This is a genomic window from Acidobacteriaceae bacterium (assembly GCA_028283655.1).
GTDB lineage: Bacteria > Acidobacteriota > Terriglobia > Terriglobales > Acidobacteriaceae > Granulicella.
Window position 1 is genome coordinate 1,601,250 of the sequence record JAPWKE010000003.1, and the last position, 16,995, is coordinate 1,618,244.

11 protein-coding genes are annotated in these 16,995 nt (G+C 58.1%); 6 read left to right on the forward strand and 5 right to left on the reverse strand.

Features of this window, described 5'->3' with window-relative positions:
• The first annotated feature begins 33 nt into the window (after nt 1-33).
• Nucleotides 34-1,161 (forward strand): glycosyltransferase, encoded by a 1,128-nt coding sequence (locus PW792_09630; GenBank protein MDE1162188.1) that lies wholly within the window; start codon nt 34-36, stop codon nt 1,159-1,161.
• A gap of 42 nt (nt 1,162-1,203) precedes the next feature.
• Here PW792_09630 and PW792_09635 read toward each other — a convergent pair whose 3' ends face one another.
• The 3 genes from PW792_09635 to PW792_09645 all read right to left on the reverse strand — a co-directional run bounded on the left by PW792_09635 (nt 1,204) and on the right by PW792_09645 (nt 6,408).
• Nucleotides 1,204-1,623, reverse strand: a complete 420-nt coding sequence (locus tag PW792_09635; protein MDE1162189.1) for a VOC family protein — start codon at nt 1,621-1,623, stop codon at nt 1,204-1,206.
• A 46-nt stretch (nt 1,624-1,669) separates the two neighbouring features.
• Nucleotides 1,670-2,512, reverse strand: coding sequence for an ATP-binding cassette domain-containing protein (locus tag PW792_09640; protein ID MDE1162190.1), 843 nt, complete (start codon nt 2,510-2,512; stop codon nt 1,670-1,672).
• A 185-nt stretch (nt 2,513-2,697) separates the two neighbouring features.
• The gene (locus PW792_09645; protein ID MDE1162191.1) at nt 2,698-6,408 is read right to left on the reverse strand and encodes a carboxypeptidase regulatory-like domain-containing protein; all 3,711 of its coding nucleotides are present in this window, start codon (nt 6,406-6,408) and stop codon (nt 2,698-2,700) included.
• Between the two features lie 327 nt (nt 6,409-6,735).
• Here PW792_09645 and PW792_09650 point away from each other — a divergent pair, with 327 nt between their 5' ends.
• The gene (locus tag PW792_09650; protein MDE1162192.1) at nt 6,736-11,133 is read left to right on the forward strand and encodes an Ig-like domain repeat protein; all 4,398 of its coding nucleotides are present in this window, start codon (nt 6,736-6,738) and stop codon (nt 11,131-11,133) included.
• A gap of 92 nt (nt 11,134-11,225) precedes the next feature.
• Here PW792_09650 and PW792_09655 read toward each other — a convergent pair whose 3' ends face one another.
• Together PW792_09655 and PW792_09660 are read right to left on the reverse strand one after the other, a co-directional pair.
• A complete protein-coding gene (locus tag PW792_09655; GenBank protein MDE1162193.1) occupies nt 11,226-11,822 on the reverse strand; it encodes a histidine phosphatase family protein in 597 nt (198 codons plus the stop codon).
• A 29-nt stretch (nt 11,823-11,851) separates the two neighbouring features.
• Nucleotides 11,852-12,478: a TetR/AcrR family transcriptional regulator gene (locus PW792_09660; protein MDE1162194.1), complete on the reverse strand. Its 627-nt coding sequence runs from the start codon at nt 12,476-12,478 to the stop codon at nt 11,852-11,854.
• Nucleotides 12,479-12,633: 155 nt separating this feature from the next.
• Here PW792_09660 and PW792_09665 point away from each other — a divergent pair, with 155 nt between their 5' ends.
• The 4 genes from PW792_09665 (at nt 12,634) to PW792_09680 (ending at nt 16,740) form a co-directional block, all read left to right on the forward strand.
• Nucleotides 12,634-12,786, forward strand: a complete 153-nt coding sequence (locus PW792_09665) for a hypothetical protein (protein ID MDE1162195.1) — start codon at nt 12,634-12,636, stop codon at nt 12,784-12,786.
• A 61-nt stretch (nt 12,787-12,847) separates the two neighbouring features.
• A complete protein-coding gene (uvrB, locus tag PW792_09670) occupies nt 12,848-14,842 on the forward strand; it encodes an excinuclease ABC subunit UvrB (protein ID MDE1162196.1) in 1,995 nt (664 codons plus the stop codon).
• An 801-nt stretch (nt 14,843-15,643) separates the two neighbouring features.
• Complete coding sequence (locus PW792_09675; GenBank protein ID MDE1162197.1) at nt 15,644-16,165, forward strand: transposase; 522 nt, start codon at nt 15,644-15,646, stop codon at nt 16,163-16,165.
• Between the two features lie 278 nt (nt 16,166-16,443).
• Complete coding sequence (locus PW792_09680; GenBank protein MDE1162198.1) at nt 16,444-16,740, forward strand: hypothetical protein; 297 nt, start codon at nt 16,444-16,446, stop codon at nt 16,738-16,740.
• Nucleotides 16,741-16,995 lie beyond the last annotated feature (255 nt).

Sequence of the window (16,995 nt, forward strand, 5' to 3'; positions counted from 1 at the left end):
CAAAGCAATAACTGCGACAATCTTTCTTGCCCTATGCTGCTTTCTGTTGCCATCCTTGGTTCGCTTTCGTGGTTTTACCTCGCGTGCTTGCACGGACGTTTCTGGTCTTCAACGCCTACGCTGCCTGCGCCTCAAGCGCTGAAGCAGTATCCTCGCGTTGCTGTCGTCGTGCCTGCTCGTGATGAAGCTGAGAACATAGCGCAGAGCCTCGCCTCTCTGCTGGCGCAAAATTATGAAGGCCAACTCGACGTCATTCTCGTGGACGACAACAGCAGCGATGGCACAGCAGAGATTGCGTCTGCTCTAGACAATCGGCAGCGACTCACCATTCTCTCCGGCAAGCCGCTCGAAGCTGGCTGGAGCGGTAAGCTGTGGGCTGTGCATCAGGGACTATCCCTGCCCGCAGCACAATCAGCGGACTATATTCTGCTGACGGATGCAGACATTGAACACCAGCCAACACATGTTGCTGCACTCGTGCAGCAGGCTGAAGCCCAGAGGCTTGATCTCGTCTCCGAGATGGTTCGTCTGCACTGCGATACCGATGCGGAGCATGCGCTGATTCCAGCGTTTCTTTTCTTCTTCCAGATGCTTTATCCGTTTGCGTGGACGGCTGACCCGAAGCGGCGCACAGCAGGAGCAGCAGGTGGAACGATGCTGGTGAAGCGGAGCGCCTTCGAACGCATTGATGGTGTTCAGCGCATTCGCCATAACCTGATTGATGACTGCGCTCTTGCCCATGAGATCAAGTCCACCGGTGGCCGCATCTGGCTGGGCCATGCAGAGCTTGCAAGCTCGCTTCGTGTCTATGCGGACTGGCGAGAGGTATGGGACATGGTCGCTCGCACGGCCTATGTTCAGCTTCGCCACTCGCCGCTGGCTCTGCTTGGCTGCGTCGCGGGCATGGCTCTTCTTTATATAGCGCCACCGGTGCTTACGTTGTTTGCACATGGAGCGTCACACTGGCTTGGGATTGTGACATGGATCGTCATGGCCGCCGTCTTCCAACCAACGCTTCGTCGCTATCGCAGGTCCCCGCTTTGGGGCGTCGCTCTGCCAGCGATCGCACTCTTTTATATAGGAGCAACCGTTGCCTCGGCCGTACGTCATCACCTTGGGCGGGGTGGCGGATGGAAGAATCGCACCTACTCTTCGACGTAGTAGTAAGGGCTGCTCTGCAACAACTCCGTTGACCTCATTCTGCTAGTCGTGTCCGATCCCGATCTCATTGCCTTCAGGATCATGCAGTGAAAGATGCTGCGGCTTGCCTTCGGCGTTCAAGTTCGCTTTCACATCTGTGCCCTTTGCCTTTAGCTCTTTGTAAGCAACATCTAGCGAAGGCACTTTGAAGACAACGTGAAGCCACCCCTGCTCAAGCGGTCCGGCCTCGGTGCGATGACGTACCGAGCCATTTTGCTTCACCAGGTCGATACGAACTCCGGGTGCAACAAGATGCGCCACGATCATGTGCGCGGCATCGCCTTCACGAGACTGCTCGTGAAAGCCGAAGATGCGTTTATACCAATTCACTTCCGCGTCCAGGTCCTGCACGGAAGCTGTCACATGCTGGAAAGACAACGGAACGAACGTGTCTTTCGCGCTCTGTGCGTGAAGGACTGGCAATGAGCCCATGCACAAGACAAACGAATTGAGTGCAAGAACAAAGCGACTACCACGCATTGAAGTATCCCTCTCTTTCGCTCATCTGAATTTGACGGCCAAAGAGTTCTGTCAGCTTTGCCTCCGTCAGGAGTTCCGCTTTCGATGCGTCGGCAACGATGCGTCCTTCACGCATCATCACGACGCGCTGCATCTCCGGGATGATGTCAGCAACATGATGCGTGATGAGCAGAATCGCAGTTCCCTGTGAGGCAAGCTCACGCAGGAGATCGCGAAGGTCTTGTTGTGCAGCTAGATCGAGAGCGTTCGTGGGTTCATCGAGCAGGAGCATCTTTGGATCGCCGGAGTTACCCACGCCGCGATTGCCGGCGATGGCACGCCCGATCATCACGCGCCGTTGCTGGCCGGCACTCATCTCTCCGACAAACTTTTCGCGGAGCTTCTCCGCACCAACGAGCGTAAGAATCTCTTCGGCCTTCTGGCGCATTTCATCTGTCACCGTCAGGTTCGGCCAGAGAGTTGATGACGAAAAAAAGCCGGTGAGGATCGCGTCAAAACCGGTGGTTGTCAGCGTCTGCTTACCCGGCAGTTCCGCGCTCACGATCCCCATGCGACGCTTTAGCTCGGTGAGGTCCCACCGCGGGCGCCCCATGATCTCGACGCTGGTTTTTGGCGGAGTCCGCGTGCCGAGCATGCGCTCTGCGCTGTCTTCGCTCAACGTCAGCGGATAGAGCTCGCAGGTGATCGTCTTCAGCAGCGTGGACTTGCCGCAGCCGTTCGGGCCCAGAATCACGACGTGCTCGCCGGACTCAATCCGTACGCTTACGTCGTTCAAAATCACCGACGCTCCGCGCGCCACAAAGACATGCTGCAAATCAACAATCGCGTTCATCAAACAATGTTCTCCATCGAGGGAAATGAGTCGTGGCTGGTGACGCCACGCCGCAAGACTCGTTACTCCTACCCTAATCGCTGTTTGGCGAGCACCAAGAACTTTGAATAGCGGGATAAGCTCGCAAGCAATACAAAAGGCGTCTGCGATAACCGCAGACGCCTTTTGTGTTTTGCAGCGAATGGTTAGAAGTACAGCGTTCCGGAGAACTGCATCTTACGGCCGTTGGCCGAGGTGTTTCCGTTTGTGCCATACGTCGACTGCACGACACCATAGGTGTTGTTGCCGAAGGATGCGCACTGCTGCAAGGGAGCGGATGCGGTTGTACCGGCCACATTGGCAGAGCACGAGTACTGCGCGGTTGGGTTCTGCAGATTCGGTGTGTTCCAGACGTTGAATGCTTCCGCACGGAACTGGAACCGCATTCCTTCACGAATGCTTGCCAGCGGGAACTGACGGCTGACCGACATGTTTGTCAGAAGATAACCAGGACCACGCAGGAAGTTACGCGGAATCGAATCATGCAGATCGGCGGATGGATAGGCGAACGCATAGGTGTTGAACCACTGCTTGATCTTGTCTGTACGATGACGATCCGAAGGCAGGTTTGGATTTGCACCCGGCAACAGTGCAGGACGCGATTTAGGCTCTGCATAAATCGTTGTGGCATTGGTTGTGATGTTGAACGGCTTTCCGGTGCGTGCGTTGAACGTACCAGCGAAGGTCCAGTTATTCACCACAGCTTTCAGCAAGCCATTGCCGCCCTTGCGGTTCGGCAGGTTCAACGACCACCCCATGTTAAAGATGTGCTTCGCGTCGAAGTCAGAGACGCTACGCTCACGCGATACATCAAAAACATAAGGAATGGTCGTGGCCTGGCCGGACTGCGCCTTGCCGTCGGTCGCCATATCAATGGACTTCGAGTAGGTATACGACGCCGTCACGTTCAACAGCTTGCCACCACGCTGCGACCACATCACCTGCAGACCGTTGTAGTTCGAAGAGCCCGACGACTGGTAATCCACCAGGCCAGCGCCACCGTAGTTGAACGGCGTGTAGCGCAGGCGTTGCGGAATGCTGCCCTTCGTATTCGGGTTCGAGGTTGTGTTGGCCGAGTTGCAGTACAGATCAGGGTTGGCCTGGAAGTATCCTCCCGTGCAGTCGTAGATGGCTGGGTTCTGATCGACGGCCATGGTCTGCTTGCGGCCAAGCTTGCCGACGTAGTTCACCTCGACGCGTGCCGTCTTGGTAACGCGTGCCTGGAAGCCGATGTTCATCGCTTCGTAGTACGGCGTACGGAAGTTGCGGTCAGGGTAGAACAACGTATACGGAGCAAAGAACTGCGGATTCTGCGGGTTGTAGCCGTTCGGAATCTGCAGGATCGAGCCGTTCGTGCCGTAGGACGACAACGGGACAGAGGCGCCGCCCGGAGGAAGGTTCTTGAAGATCTGGAAGTAGAACGGTTCGCCTACGCCGATCACGTTGGCATTGATCTGGTCGAAGAACATGCCGAAGCCAGCACGCAGCGAGAGCTTGCCATTCCCAAAGACGTCATAAGCAACGCCGATACGGGGCACGATGCCGTTGAAGTCTGTCGGAACCAGCGACTTCTGTACTCCCGGGTCACCAGGAAAGGCCAGGCCACCGATTGCGTTGGGGAAGCGAGCCGACTGATGCCCTGCGATGAAGGTGGAAGAGTACCCATTCGGCTGATACCACTGGAACGGCAGCTCATAACGAGCTCCCAGATTCAGTGTCAACCTTGGTGTGGCGCGCCAGTCATCCTGTATGTAGCTGAAGATGCCGTTCTGGACACCGCCCTGAACAAGGGGGCTGTTTGCACGCACGCTGGTCAGAAGACCCATCGCTTCGTCAGCATAAGAGAAGCCGGTGAACGTGGACGAGAACGAAAGCGATCCTGGGTAATCCGTGCGGTTGAGGTACTGCAGGCGAAGGTAGTTCACACCGAACTGCAGTTGATGAGAACCCCTTGTCCAGGAGATCTGATCGTAGCCTTCAATGTTCTCGTTGATCACCGTGGCATTCGCCTGCCCAGTGTTGCCCAGGGTGTATTGGTTCGACGCGCTGACGACGGGAAGTGTTGGCGTGCCGGGCTCCGTAAAGTTTCCCCCGAGGTCGTTCCACGTGGTGTTGTCCGCAGGCGGGCTTGCAAACGAGTAACGCTTATAACCCAGGCGAAGGACGTTCAGGATATTGGGCGTGATGACCCAGGTGTCGCCGATATTGCCGAAGTTCGAAAGCGCATGGTCACGGCTGGGTACTACGCCAGCAATACCCAGGCTCGTAGAACTACTTACGCCCGAGGCCAGCAGATCGTCCGAGTTGATCATGTTGTAACGCATATCAATGGTGTGGTGAGACGTGACAATCCAGTCGCCACGAACGGTGAAGTTCTTCTCGTTCCGAGGCAGAGGAGCCTGCGATACGTTCACCCGACCGGTTACTGTCGTCGTATTCGGCAGACCGACATACTTCTTCAGAAGCTTTTCAACGACCGGGTTCAAGCAGGTCGCGGGCACTTGCGCGTTCGGCAAAAAGTCTGAGTGAATCTTGCCGTCGAAGTAGTTGTGCGTCGCAGCCCAGGTTGCAGCTGTCTGCAGATCGGTAAAGCAAGGGTTGGTTCCAGTTCCACCCGCCTGAGAGTAAGCCGAGCTCAACATGCTGATGGCATCGGAGGAGGACGCCTGCAAACCGCTTGAGCTGGCGAAGACATAAGGGTTGTAGAACTTTGTTGTTGCGCCAGACTGATCCGTGAAGTCCGCGCAGCGCGTTGTTGAGTACGCCGGACCGCTCGAACTGCATGGGTACGGGGTGGAGTAGTCCGCCATGTAACCCCGGTTGGCTGCGGATTGCGAAGGCGTGATGCCGGTCTGCACCAGACGCTGCACGATGGACTGAAACGTGATCTGGCCGAAAAGCTTGTCCCGCTTGATCGGACCACCAATCGTGAAGCCGAAGGTGTTGATATTGTTCTCAGGATTACGCTGCGTAATGTAATCCGAAGCGTTGAACATCTGGTTCTGCAGATACTCCCACACAGCGCCGTGAATCGTATTTGTTCCCTGCTTGGTCACCACATTGAAGACCGAGCCTGCGTTACGACCGTACTGCGCTTTGAAATTATTCAGCAGAACAGAAATTTCCTGCAGGCCATTGGGCGGCGGGAACTGAATGCCTGTGTTGAAGAACAGGTTGTTCCACATCAAGCCGTCGAAAAGCTGCAGATTTTGCGAGCTACGCGAACCCGAAACCGAGTAACTCGATCCCGTTTTGTCTCCGGTGTTGGTCGAAGGCGCGTTCAGATCCGTAACGCCGGGCAGCAAGCTGGCAAGCGCAACGACGTTGCGCCCATCAATCGGCAGATCTTCGACGAGCTTGTTATCGATCAGCGCACCAAGTGTCGCAGAACGAGTATCCAGAGCCGTGCCTTCGGCGTCGACCTGAACGGTTTCTCGCGCGTCACCCACCACCATCTTCGAGACGATCTTCACTTCAGCGTCTGCGTCGACGGTGATCGAGTCGGCGATATAAGTCTGAAAGCCGGAGCCCGTAACCGTGACCGTATAGACGCCGATTGGCAGTGACGGAAAGACGAACTCGCCCGACTTGCTGGTCGCGACGGTTCGCATGACACCCTTATTTGGCTCTGCTGCCACAACGGTCGCACCAGCGACGAACGCGCCGCTTGGATCAACTACCGAACCATAAATAGATCCAGTTCCCTGGGCCTGCGCCGAGGCTCGGCCAACGTCCAACGTCATGGCCATCAGCAGCATCATGCAGACCAGAAAAGCCTGCGAGCAGGACTTCACCAATTTTTCAGCACCTGTCAGACATGGCGCTGCGTTCACACATCCACGCACCGGAAACTTCACGTGTCTCTCCTACGACTCACTTAGAGCTGCATGGCAGCTATGCTTTTTGGGACGCGGCAAAGTATGCGCAGGCCAGACGGGCGTTGTCAACAAATTCCTTCAATTTCTTCCGAGTTCCAAAGCGGAACAATTTCACATGCGGTCTTACAGATATTTTTCCGAATCGAGCGAAATATCGGTTTGACAGATTTGTTCTGTCCTAGGTACATTTCCTCGCGGTTCCCCATGTGTGTCTTTCTCGGACGCCTGCGTTCTTACTTTGTGAGATACAGGTCTCGCCGTCAGTCGCATGGGCGCGTTCTATTGATCCATCAGGAGTCTTCCCGCATGCGTTTCGCCGGCATCGACTTTCGCCAACTGTCGATTTTCTCTTTCGCGGCCCTCGTACTTTTGGCCGTCCCCAGTTCGCTTCGTGCGCAGCAGGCACCGCAGGTGCTGCCCTACACCGTCAGCACCTTCGCGGGTCCTCATGCCGCCTATACGGTAGGCGCGGCCTGCGGCAGTCGTGTCGCGCTCGATACGTTAGGCGATGGCTGCTATGCCACGGATGTGTCCGTAGGCGCAGACCCTCATGACCTGCGCGTCGACGCAAAGGGAAACGTCTATTACATCGACAACGCCTCTCTGGGATACATCCACAAGATCAACGCCACCACCAAGATCGAGTCGATGTTCCTCGGTTCCACAACGCAGAGCAAAGCCTGCGCCGCGGCTACGGACACGTACGGGGATAACTGCGTCTCTACAGATGGAGCGGCGAACAATAATCCCTTGATCCTGACGACGACGTCCAAGGTCAAAACCATGCGCGGCATGAGCATAGCGCCGAACGGCGACATCCTCATTGGCGGCTACAACGATTACTACGTGCATAAGATCTCGGCGAGCACCGGTATTTATTCCGTCGTCGCAGGAACGGGTACCTCCACTACCGGAGCCACCACAGGGCCAGCACTCACCACCGGCATTGGTTCTTCACGCGGTGCCGCAGCCGATAGCAACGGTACGGTCTACATCGCGGATACAGCGCAGAGCGTGATTCAGCAGGTGGCCAACGGGCAGATTACGCTGGTGACCGCCCCGAATACTTCGGTGACAAAATCTGCAACCAGCGGCGTACTCGCCAGCACAGCTCTCGTAGCTTCTCCGGAAGACGTGGCCGTGGATCCCAATGGCAACCTCTACATCTCCGATGCGGGTAACAACGTTGTGCGCGCGGTTTACATGGGCAAAGGTTCGCTCATCGGCGTGAGCAACCCGCAGACCGGCTATATCTACAGCATTGCCGGCGGCGGCTCAGGAACCTACGCGATCGGTTCGAGCACTATTGCAGCAGCGGTGCCTGCGACTTCAATTTCTCTGGCTATCCGCCATATTGCTTTTGACAATCGCGGCAATCTTTATATCGCCGATACGACCGATGGATACATCTGGTTCGTCGATGCCACAACGGGGTATATCCGTCTGATGCTCGGCAACTATGGTGGAACCATTGGAGGAGCAGCCACCGGCTGCGCAGCCTCTTCCGGAAACACCATCGGCGATGGCTGCCCCGGCGTACAGGCGATGCTGTACGGCACGAGCGCTACGTCCATCGGCGTTTCGCCGGACAACCAGGGCAACTTGTATATCAGCGATCCGCAGGGCGGTCCGGTGGCAAGCTCGCGCATCCGCAAGCAGCTTTCGGGGCTCAACTTCCCTGTCACCGCCAGCGGCGTGACGGTTACGCAATCCATCGACATTCACTTCGGAGCAGGAGACAGTGCTGCTGCGACGGGCGCTTACACCTTCGTCGGCACGACCAGCTTCGCGGCAGGCACGGCTACCTGCACCACAAATGCGGATACCACGGTTGACTGCATTCTTCCTGTTACGTACACCGCGACCAAGCCCGGCTACGATACAGGCACGCTCACCATCAAGAGCACTCTCGGTGGAGCTTCCGCGTACCTCGTCAGCGGAACGGGAACGGTCGCGAGCGTTGTAGTTGATCCGGGTCAGGTCACAGCACTTACCGCTACGGCCACCTCATCGCCTGCGAGCGTTCTTGTGGGTGGAGGCGGCATCACCTACATTGCCGACACAGCGAACAACCGCATTCTGGCGGTCAATGGTTCCACCACCACCGTCTTTGCCGGAACCGGCACGGCGGGCTACTCCGGCGATAGTGGCCTGGCGACTTCCGCAGCCCTCAATGGCCCGACCGCTATGGCTATCGGCACCGGCGGCTCCCTGCTTATTGCAGACACCGGCAACAATGTTATCCGCCGCGTGAGCCGTGCTACCGGCATCATCACGACCTACGCTGGTGGAGCTTCTTCCGTCTGCTCGACAGCAACAAACACGCGCGGCGATGCCTGCCTCGCGACCTCCGCGCTCTTCTCCAAGCCCGCAGGCCTGGCGGTCGATCGCTATGGTGTGGCTTACATCTCGGACACAGGCAACAACGTTATTCGCCAGGTCGACCTCAACGGCTATGTCTCGACATTTGCCGGTGGAGGAACGCCGTGCGCAACCTCGGCTGGAGCAGTCGACGTACAGGGTGATGGCTGCCCGGCGACGCAGACGACCTTCTCTTCGCCAGCAGCGATCGCCTATGACCAGACGGGCAACTATCTCGTCGTAGCCGATACAGGTAATAGCCTCGTTCGCAAGATTAACCTGGGGAACGTGGTTACGGCTTCCTCTGCAAACGTTGGTCTTGCCGTTGCCAACCCAGTCGTTCTCGTGGCTGGTAACGGGCAGGCAGGCTCCACGGTGGACTCCAGCAGCCTGGCAACGAACTCGCAACTCAACACGCCCAAGGGCGTGACGGTGGATGCGGCGTCCAACATCTACATCGCAGACACCGGCAACCACGCCGTCCGTCTCGTCACTCCTGCGGGGCTTATCTCCACCGTTGGCGGCATTCTTGGCGCTTCAGGAGCCACCGCTCTTCCAGCGGCGTCAACTGACTTGCTGATGAACTCGCCTGCAGGCATCGCCGTCAGCTCCACCGGTCAACTTGTTATCGCAGACACTGCCAATAGCCGCGTGCTTGCCGATGCTCGTTCCTCCACCTCGTATAACTTCGGACGCGTGCAGCCTGCCAGCACCAGCACGACGCAGAACTTCGTTGAGCTGAATGTTGGTACCCTCGCCAATACTCTTCCCTCCACGCTGACAAGCACCGGCGACACGTCCAGCTTCTCTCTCATATCGAGCAGCACAGGCGGTTGCAGCGGAGCGACTCTCAGCATCGGTGGCAGCTGCAGCCTGATCGGAAGCTTCCTGCCTGCGACGACCGGAACGTTCTCCGCCAGCTACACCTATACGGAGTCGGGTTCCACAGCAATCGCCACACCCACCATCACCCTCACCGGCACCGGTGCGATCCTGACCACGACCTCAGCCGTTGTGGCGCAGAGCGCACCGACCACCGGCAATGCCCAGTACGGCGGCTCCCTCACGCTAACCGTTACAGTGGCAGCCTCGACCTGCAACACAGCAGCTCCAAGCTGCGTCCCCACGGGCACGGCGCGCATCATCGTCGACGGCGTGGCAGGCACTCCCACCACACTCACCTCAGCAGGAACGGCCTCTGGAACCTTCAGCGGTCTGGCTGTTGGAGCGCACACGGTCTCCTGCTCGTACTCAGGCGACGGCTTCTACGCTGCGGCGTCGTGCCCGTCGGTGACGATCACGGTTGCCCCTGCGTCCACAACCTCTCTGCTCACGATTTCAGCGAACAATATGCCGCAGTTCAGCTCGATCGTACTCACGGCCACCGTAACCTCAAACACCTCCGGTATCCCAACCGGCACGGTCAGTTTCTCCGCGACAAGCACTTCAGGAGGAGCAGCGACAAGCATCGGCTCTTCGTCACTGAATGCAAGTGGCGTGGCTACCTTCACTATGCAGCAGGTACTTGACTCCACCGGAGCGCAGACATCGAACAGCACGCTGGTACCGGGAACGTACAACCTCTCCTGCACCTACAACGGCTCGTCAAACTTCGCGACCTCCTCCTGCACGAACGTTTCGTTCACCGTGGTTGCAGACCCAGCTTCCTTGACGCTTGTCACGAAGGGCTGCTCCACGGCCGCGACCGCAGCAACCGTTACCAGCGCCCCCAACCAGGGAGCCACCTGCCCCAGCGCACTGTTCATCAGCGGCATTCCTGCTGTGGCAACAGCTCAGGGTTCGACGACGGATGCGGCAATCTTCATTACGCCGTCCAACACGCTAAGCGGCAAGCTCACCTTTGCCTGCTCAGGCCTGCCAACGTTTGCGACCTGCACGTTCGCCACCGCGCAGGGATCGTCCTACACCCTCACGGCTGGTACGGCGTATGTGCCGCCGATCCCCCTCGACGTCACGCTCTGGACCGACGTCAAGGACTCTGCCTCGAACACACAGCCGATGCTGCCGGGCAATCGGAGCAGCCACACAGATCTTGCGATGCTGCTTGGATGGCCACTCGGTCTGCTTGGCTTCGCAGGGCTCGCTGCCTCACGCCGCAAGCTGCGTAAGAACGCGTTCCTCGCAGCGATTCCGCTGGCCATGCTCCTCCTAGGAGGCTCCATGCTCGCGGGAGGTTGCGCAGGCCCGGGGAACTACACGCCGAACCTGACGCCAGCGGGACAGTACCCGGTCACCATCACGATCACCGGTCCCAATGGTCTAACCGCTACGACGCAGGTCTACTTTGTCGTTACCAGCCCCGGCATTACCGGAGCCCAGTAAGTTAACGTAACTCAGAACCGAACGAAGAAGGCCGCCCACACGGGCGGCCTTCTTCGTTCTCTACGCTCTAGGATCTGACCTTACTCCCTGTCTTACTCAAAGCTGCGGTTCCAGCGCAGCAGAACGTGCGTCTCACGCTCAAAGCCCAGCGCACTGACGCTACCGGTGCTTAGCGCAAAGAGCCGGCCATTACCAGCAGGAAGCTTCAGCCAGCGCGCCGTCAGAATTCGCAGCACATGCGCATGGGCAAACAATGCCACCTTGCCGTCCGGGCCAGCCGCTTCCAGCGCACGGGCAATCACCTTATCGCAACGCTCGCCAACGGCATCAACGCTCTCGCCGCCGATGACGCCATCGTCCCAGACGTTCCAGTCAGGCTTGCCGAGCTCTTCGCGAATCTGCTTCGTCGACTTCCCTTCCGCCTCGCCGTAGTTCCACTCCATCAGGTGCGCGTCCACCTGCATCACGTCGCCGAATCCGGCGATCCTGCACGTTTCCTGCGCACGCTTCATGGGGGACACGATCACAGCGGAAAACTTCGTATCTTTCAGGAACGCACCCAACTCTTCGGCGCGAACACGCCCGTGCTCGGTCAGGTCAATATTCGTAGTGGACGTGTGGCGTCCGTCCAGCGACCACTCCGTCTCTCCGTGCCGTACCAGCCAAAGTTCTGCCTTACCTGCCATCATCAGCCCTGCCTTTCTTCTCAAGCACTAGGTTACCGCGCGTAGAGTTTCATCATCGCCGCCGCTGCGCCTTCGATAACAGAGTTTCGGTAAGCGTCGTCCATCGGAACCTGAATCCCGATCACACGCGGCCACACCAGTGGCTCTGTGACCAGACCGAAGAACTGCCACATCGCCAACTCTGCGTTCGGGACCCGTAAGATCTCCTTGCGGTCGAGCAGGCGAAGCCACTCCATCAGCTGCTCCATCAGCGGCAAGCGACCCGAGTTGTCCCCTGGGTGCTGCATCAACCCCGGAAACCGCGTGGACTCCGCAATGGCCAGCCGAACGTACGGAACCATCTCCTCTGCTGCCCAAAAGCTCGCAATCGCCATGGCGACCTCGCGGAGCGAGCCTTCCGGGTCGGCCACCGCATCCTCACTCCAGGTCACCTGCGGAAAGCCCTGCCAGAACAACTCAATCGCCGCACGAAAGACCGCTTCCTTGCCCTCAGGAAACTGGTTGTACAGCGTTCGCCGAGCCACCCCAGCGGCCTCGGCCATCCGGTCCATGCTCACGGAGTCGTAACCATCCTCCAGAAAAACGCGCATGGCCCCACGCAGAATCTTCTCGCGCGCGCCGCCAGATCTAACCGGCTCATTCACCTGAACTTCGCTCATCGTTATCCCCGCGTTCTGCAACATGAAGACCGCGCATCAAGACGCGCTGCACTCATCAGTCTACTTATTCACTGAAATCCTGCATCCTTTCCCTTGGGTAAGGCGTCAATAGAGTATATGCACTGCATAGTGCAGTGCATGTTTCGGAGAGCATTATGACAGACACACTCGATACACCCCACGAAGAACACACCGATATCTTTCGCCGTCACACGACCGCCATCTTCCTTGGCTTTATGTACACGACGCTGCTGATCACCGGCATTTATATGCTGATTCTGGGAGCAATCTGGTACATCGCGCGCTAAATCGGGTGCGATCCATCTTCGCCTTCTTTACGCCATTCCTTCTAAGTTCTACACTCTGGACATGGATTTCGAGCTCCAGACCGAATACTCTCCCCAGGGCGATCAGCCGCAGGCCATCCGTGAACTCGTCGCAGGCATCACCGCTGGCGAGAAAGACCAGGTTCTCCTCGGAGTCACCGGCTCCGGCAAGACCTTCACCATGGCGAAGGTTATCCAGGAGCTGAACCGCCCCGCGCTCATCCTCGCGCACAACAAGACCCTCGCCGCGCAGCTTTACCACGAGTTCAAGCAGTTCTTCCCCAACAACGCCGTCGAATACTTCGTCTCCTACTACGACTACTACCAGCCCGAGGCCTACATCCCCTCCGGCGACCTGTACATCGAGAAGGAATCGACCATCAACGACGAGCTCGACAAGCTGCGCCTCTCCGCCACGCGCTCCCTCTTCGAGCGCCGTGACTGCATCATCGTCTCTTCCGTCTCCTGCATCTACGGCCTCGGCTCGCCCGAAGCCTACTACGGCATGTTGATGCTCCTCGAGAAGGGCCAGAAGATCAAGCGCGAAGACATCACCCGCCGCCTCGTCGAAATCCTCTACGAGCGCAACGACGTCGACTTCCGCCGCGGCACCTTCCGCGTCCGCGGCGACATCATCGAGGTCTACCCCACCTACGACGAGAACGCCTTCCGCATCGAGCTCTTCGGCGACGAGATCGACGCCCTCTCGCAAATCGACCCGCTCTTCGGCACCGTCAAGCAGAAGTACTCCCGCCTGCCCATCTACCCGAAGTCCCACTACGTCGTGCAGCCCGAGCGCAAGACCTCTGCCATCAACTCCATCGTCTCCGAGCTCACCGAGTGGGAGGCACAGCTTGAAAAAGAAGGTCGCCTCGTCGAAGCCCAGCGCATCCACCAGCGCACCCGCTACGACCTCGAAATGATCAAGTCCGTCGGCTACTGCCACGGCATCGAGAACTACTCACGCCACTTCAGCGGTCGCCTTCCTGGCGAGCCGCCACCCACCCTCCTCGACTACTTCCCCAACGACTTCCTGCTCTTCATCGACGAATCGCACGTCACCGTCCCGCAGCTCCACGGCATGTGGCACGGCGACCGCTCACGCAAGCAGAACCTCGTCGACTACGGCTTCCGCCTCCCCTCCGCGATGGACAACCGCCCCCTCCGCTTCGAGGAGTTCGAAACCCGCACCGGCCAGATCATGTACGTCTCCGCCACGCCCGGCCCCTACGAGCTCACCAAGTCCGCCGGCGTCGTCGTCGAACAGATCATCCGCCCCACCGGCCTCGTCGACCCACCCGTCGAAATCCGCCCTGTCAAAGGCCAGATCGACGACCTCCTCGCCGAGATCCGCCTCCGCGCCGAGCGCAATCAGCGCGTCCTCGTCACCACCCTCACCAAGCGCATGGCCGAGGACCTCGCCAACTACTACACCGAAGTCGGCGTAAAGTGCCGCTACATGCACTCCGAGATCGACACCCTCGAGCGCATCCGCCTCCTCCGCGACCTCCGCAAAGGCGAGTACGACGTCCTCATCGGCATCAATCTCCTCCGCGAAGGCCTCGACCTTCCCGAAGTCTCCCTCGTCGCCATCCTCGACGCCGACAAAGAAGGCTTCCTACGCTCGCAGGGTTCGCTGATCCAAACCATCGGCCGCGCCGCCCGCAACGTCGAAGGCATCGCCATCCTCTACGCCGACAAAATGACGGACTCGATGCGCCGTGCGCTGGACGAAACCAGCCGCCGCCGCGAAAAGCAGCAAGCCTACAACACCGAACACGGCATCGAACCCCGCTCCGTCATCCGCTCGATCGACGACAGCCTGGCGACAATCCTGAAGGCCGACTACCAGGACCTTGCCGAAGAATCCGAAGACCCAGCGACGTTAAACTTCGCCAACCAACAAGAACTAGACGCCCACATCGTGAAGCTAGAAACCGAAATGCGCGAATCCGCCAAAAAATTCGAATTCGAACGCGCCGCCAAACTCCGCGACCAAGTCAAAGAACTCCGCACCAAGGAATTTCTATTTACGTAAACATCGAAAGACAGGGCGGGTAAAGCGAACAGAGGCCGACTGGCCTCTGTTCTTGTCCACTACCTCATGCAGAGGGTTTCAATCCACGCTCCTCGTGCGAGGAGCGACTTTTTGCAGTTCAACGATGCTTCGCCGCAAAGGTGATACAGATCACGATTTTACTTGACGTTAGAGGCTATTGCCTTTCTACTGCTCATCAGGTGACGCTATCCTCCATCTACTTCATGTAGAGGGAAGATATCTGGTACCGCCTGAGTGGTAGGACACTCAGGAACTCTCATTACCAGTTGCTCAGAAAGGACCTGCAATGGCAAAGACAACAGTCACTGTAAACCGTAGCGCAGTCACAGGAAAGTTCGTTACCCCAACATACGCGAAATCCCATCCACGTACTACTGAAACGGAGCACTACAGGAAGCCCAAGGGCAAGTGAAGGTTGGGTACCCCGTTCATGACGGTCTCATCGTCATGAGCTGGGGGGCTCTCACCCCACCCACTCCACGAACAAACCCGACACCCGAAACATCCCACCCGCTCATGGACAAACAACGTCCATGAACGGGGCACCCAATCCGGTTCTTTCCTATCCCCAACCAAATCACTCGGGTGCCCCATCCGTACACGGTCTCATCGTGGACGGGTGGGCAAGCACTCCCCTCAACCAGCCTCCACCTAAAAATCTCACCCGACCGAAACCCTCACCACACCAAACATCCACCCACCCGTCCGCATAAAACCGCGTACGGATGGGGCACCCAACTATCACTCGTCTAAAACGACTCCACCCGATACACTCCCTCCATGCCCACCGGTCTGAGACGCAGCCAACTCACAGGCAGCAACCACTTCCTCACCTTCAGTTGTTACAAGCGTCTCCCCTACCTCAACACCGATCACGCGCGCACGACCTTCCTCGAACAACTGGAAAAGCTCCGCCAACGCCACCAGTTCCGCGTCTTCGCCTACGTCCTCATGCCCGAGCACGTCCACCTACTCGTCTCCGAGCCAAAGAAATACATCCTCGCCACCACGCTCAACGTCCTGAAGCACGAAACCTCCCAACGCCTCAAGACCACACAAAAGCACTTCTGGCTAACCCGCTACCACGATTTCAACGTAGAAACCCACGACAAGTTCTTAGAGAAACTCCGCTACATCCACCGCAATCCAGTAGTCCGCGAGTTAGTAACTAGCCCCGAACAATATCCATGGAGCAGTCACAACCACTGGGCCACCGGCCAGCAAGAAATCGTAGAAATAGAATCCAGTTGGACATGGAACAAGCGCGAGCGCGAAGGCATCCCTCACTCCACGGTCTGGTAAGCATCACCACACCCCACCCGTTCGCATAAGATCGCGCACGGATGGGGCACCCAACACCCTCTCCCCTAAAAACCACCTCCCCAAACCCCCGGAACCCAAACTCCCGGGTGCCCCATCCGTACACGGTCTCATCGTGGACGGGTGGGCAGGCACTCCCCTCAACCGGCCTCCCCCAAGAATCCCACCTGACGACCCCACCAAGGGTCTAAGGCCCACCCATACCAGCGAGGGCAACGCCTATTGCCACTCTCCCACTACACTGCTTAGCAGAGGACGTTATGTACAAAAGAGCCGACGCAGGCATTGGCTGGGACAACACCGAACGCGAACATGCGATCAAAGTCATCTACAGTCAGAACACCCTTCACAGAGCAGTAATTTTTCTGCGAGACGACGGCCTGTTCGGTCTCCGCGAAGACAAATTCTTTGCCTCTAAGACCATCCCTGAATACGACGCAGACATTCGCGGTCATTGGACTGTGATCAATACCTTCAGCAGCATTTACGCCACTCCAGAAATCGCCGAAACAGAAGCACATGCCACCCTCAACTGGCTTGAAGCAACCGAGCCCTAAACAAAATAAGCGCGCTACCATCCGCAGACAAGCAGCGCGCCTTCCACCAATCCCTTACTTCTGCTTAGCAATCACCATTCCCGCAACCTTGTCATAAGTCGCCTTGGGCAGCACATTCTTGCTCAGCAACTGCGTCTTGTTCGCCAGCGCCTCGCTCATTCACGCAACCGCACAAGGGCCAAAGGCCCCTATACCAGCGAGGGGCAACGCCCCTCGAACCACCCCGCGCGCAAGCGCCTCCTCGCTGCCACAGGC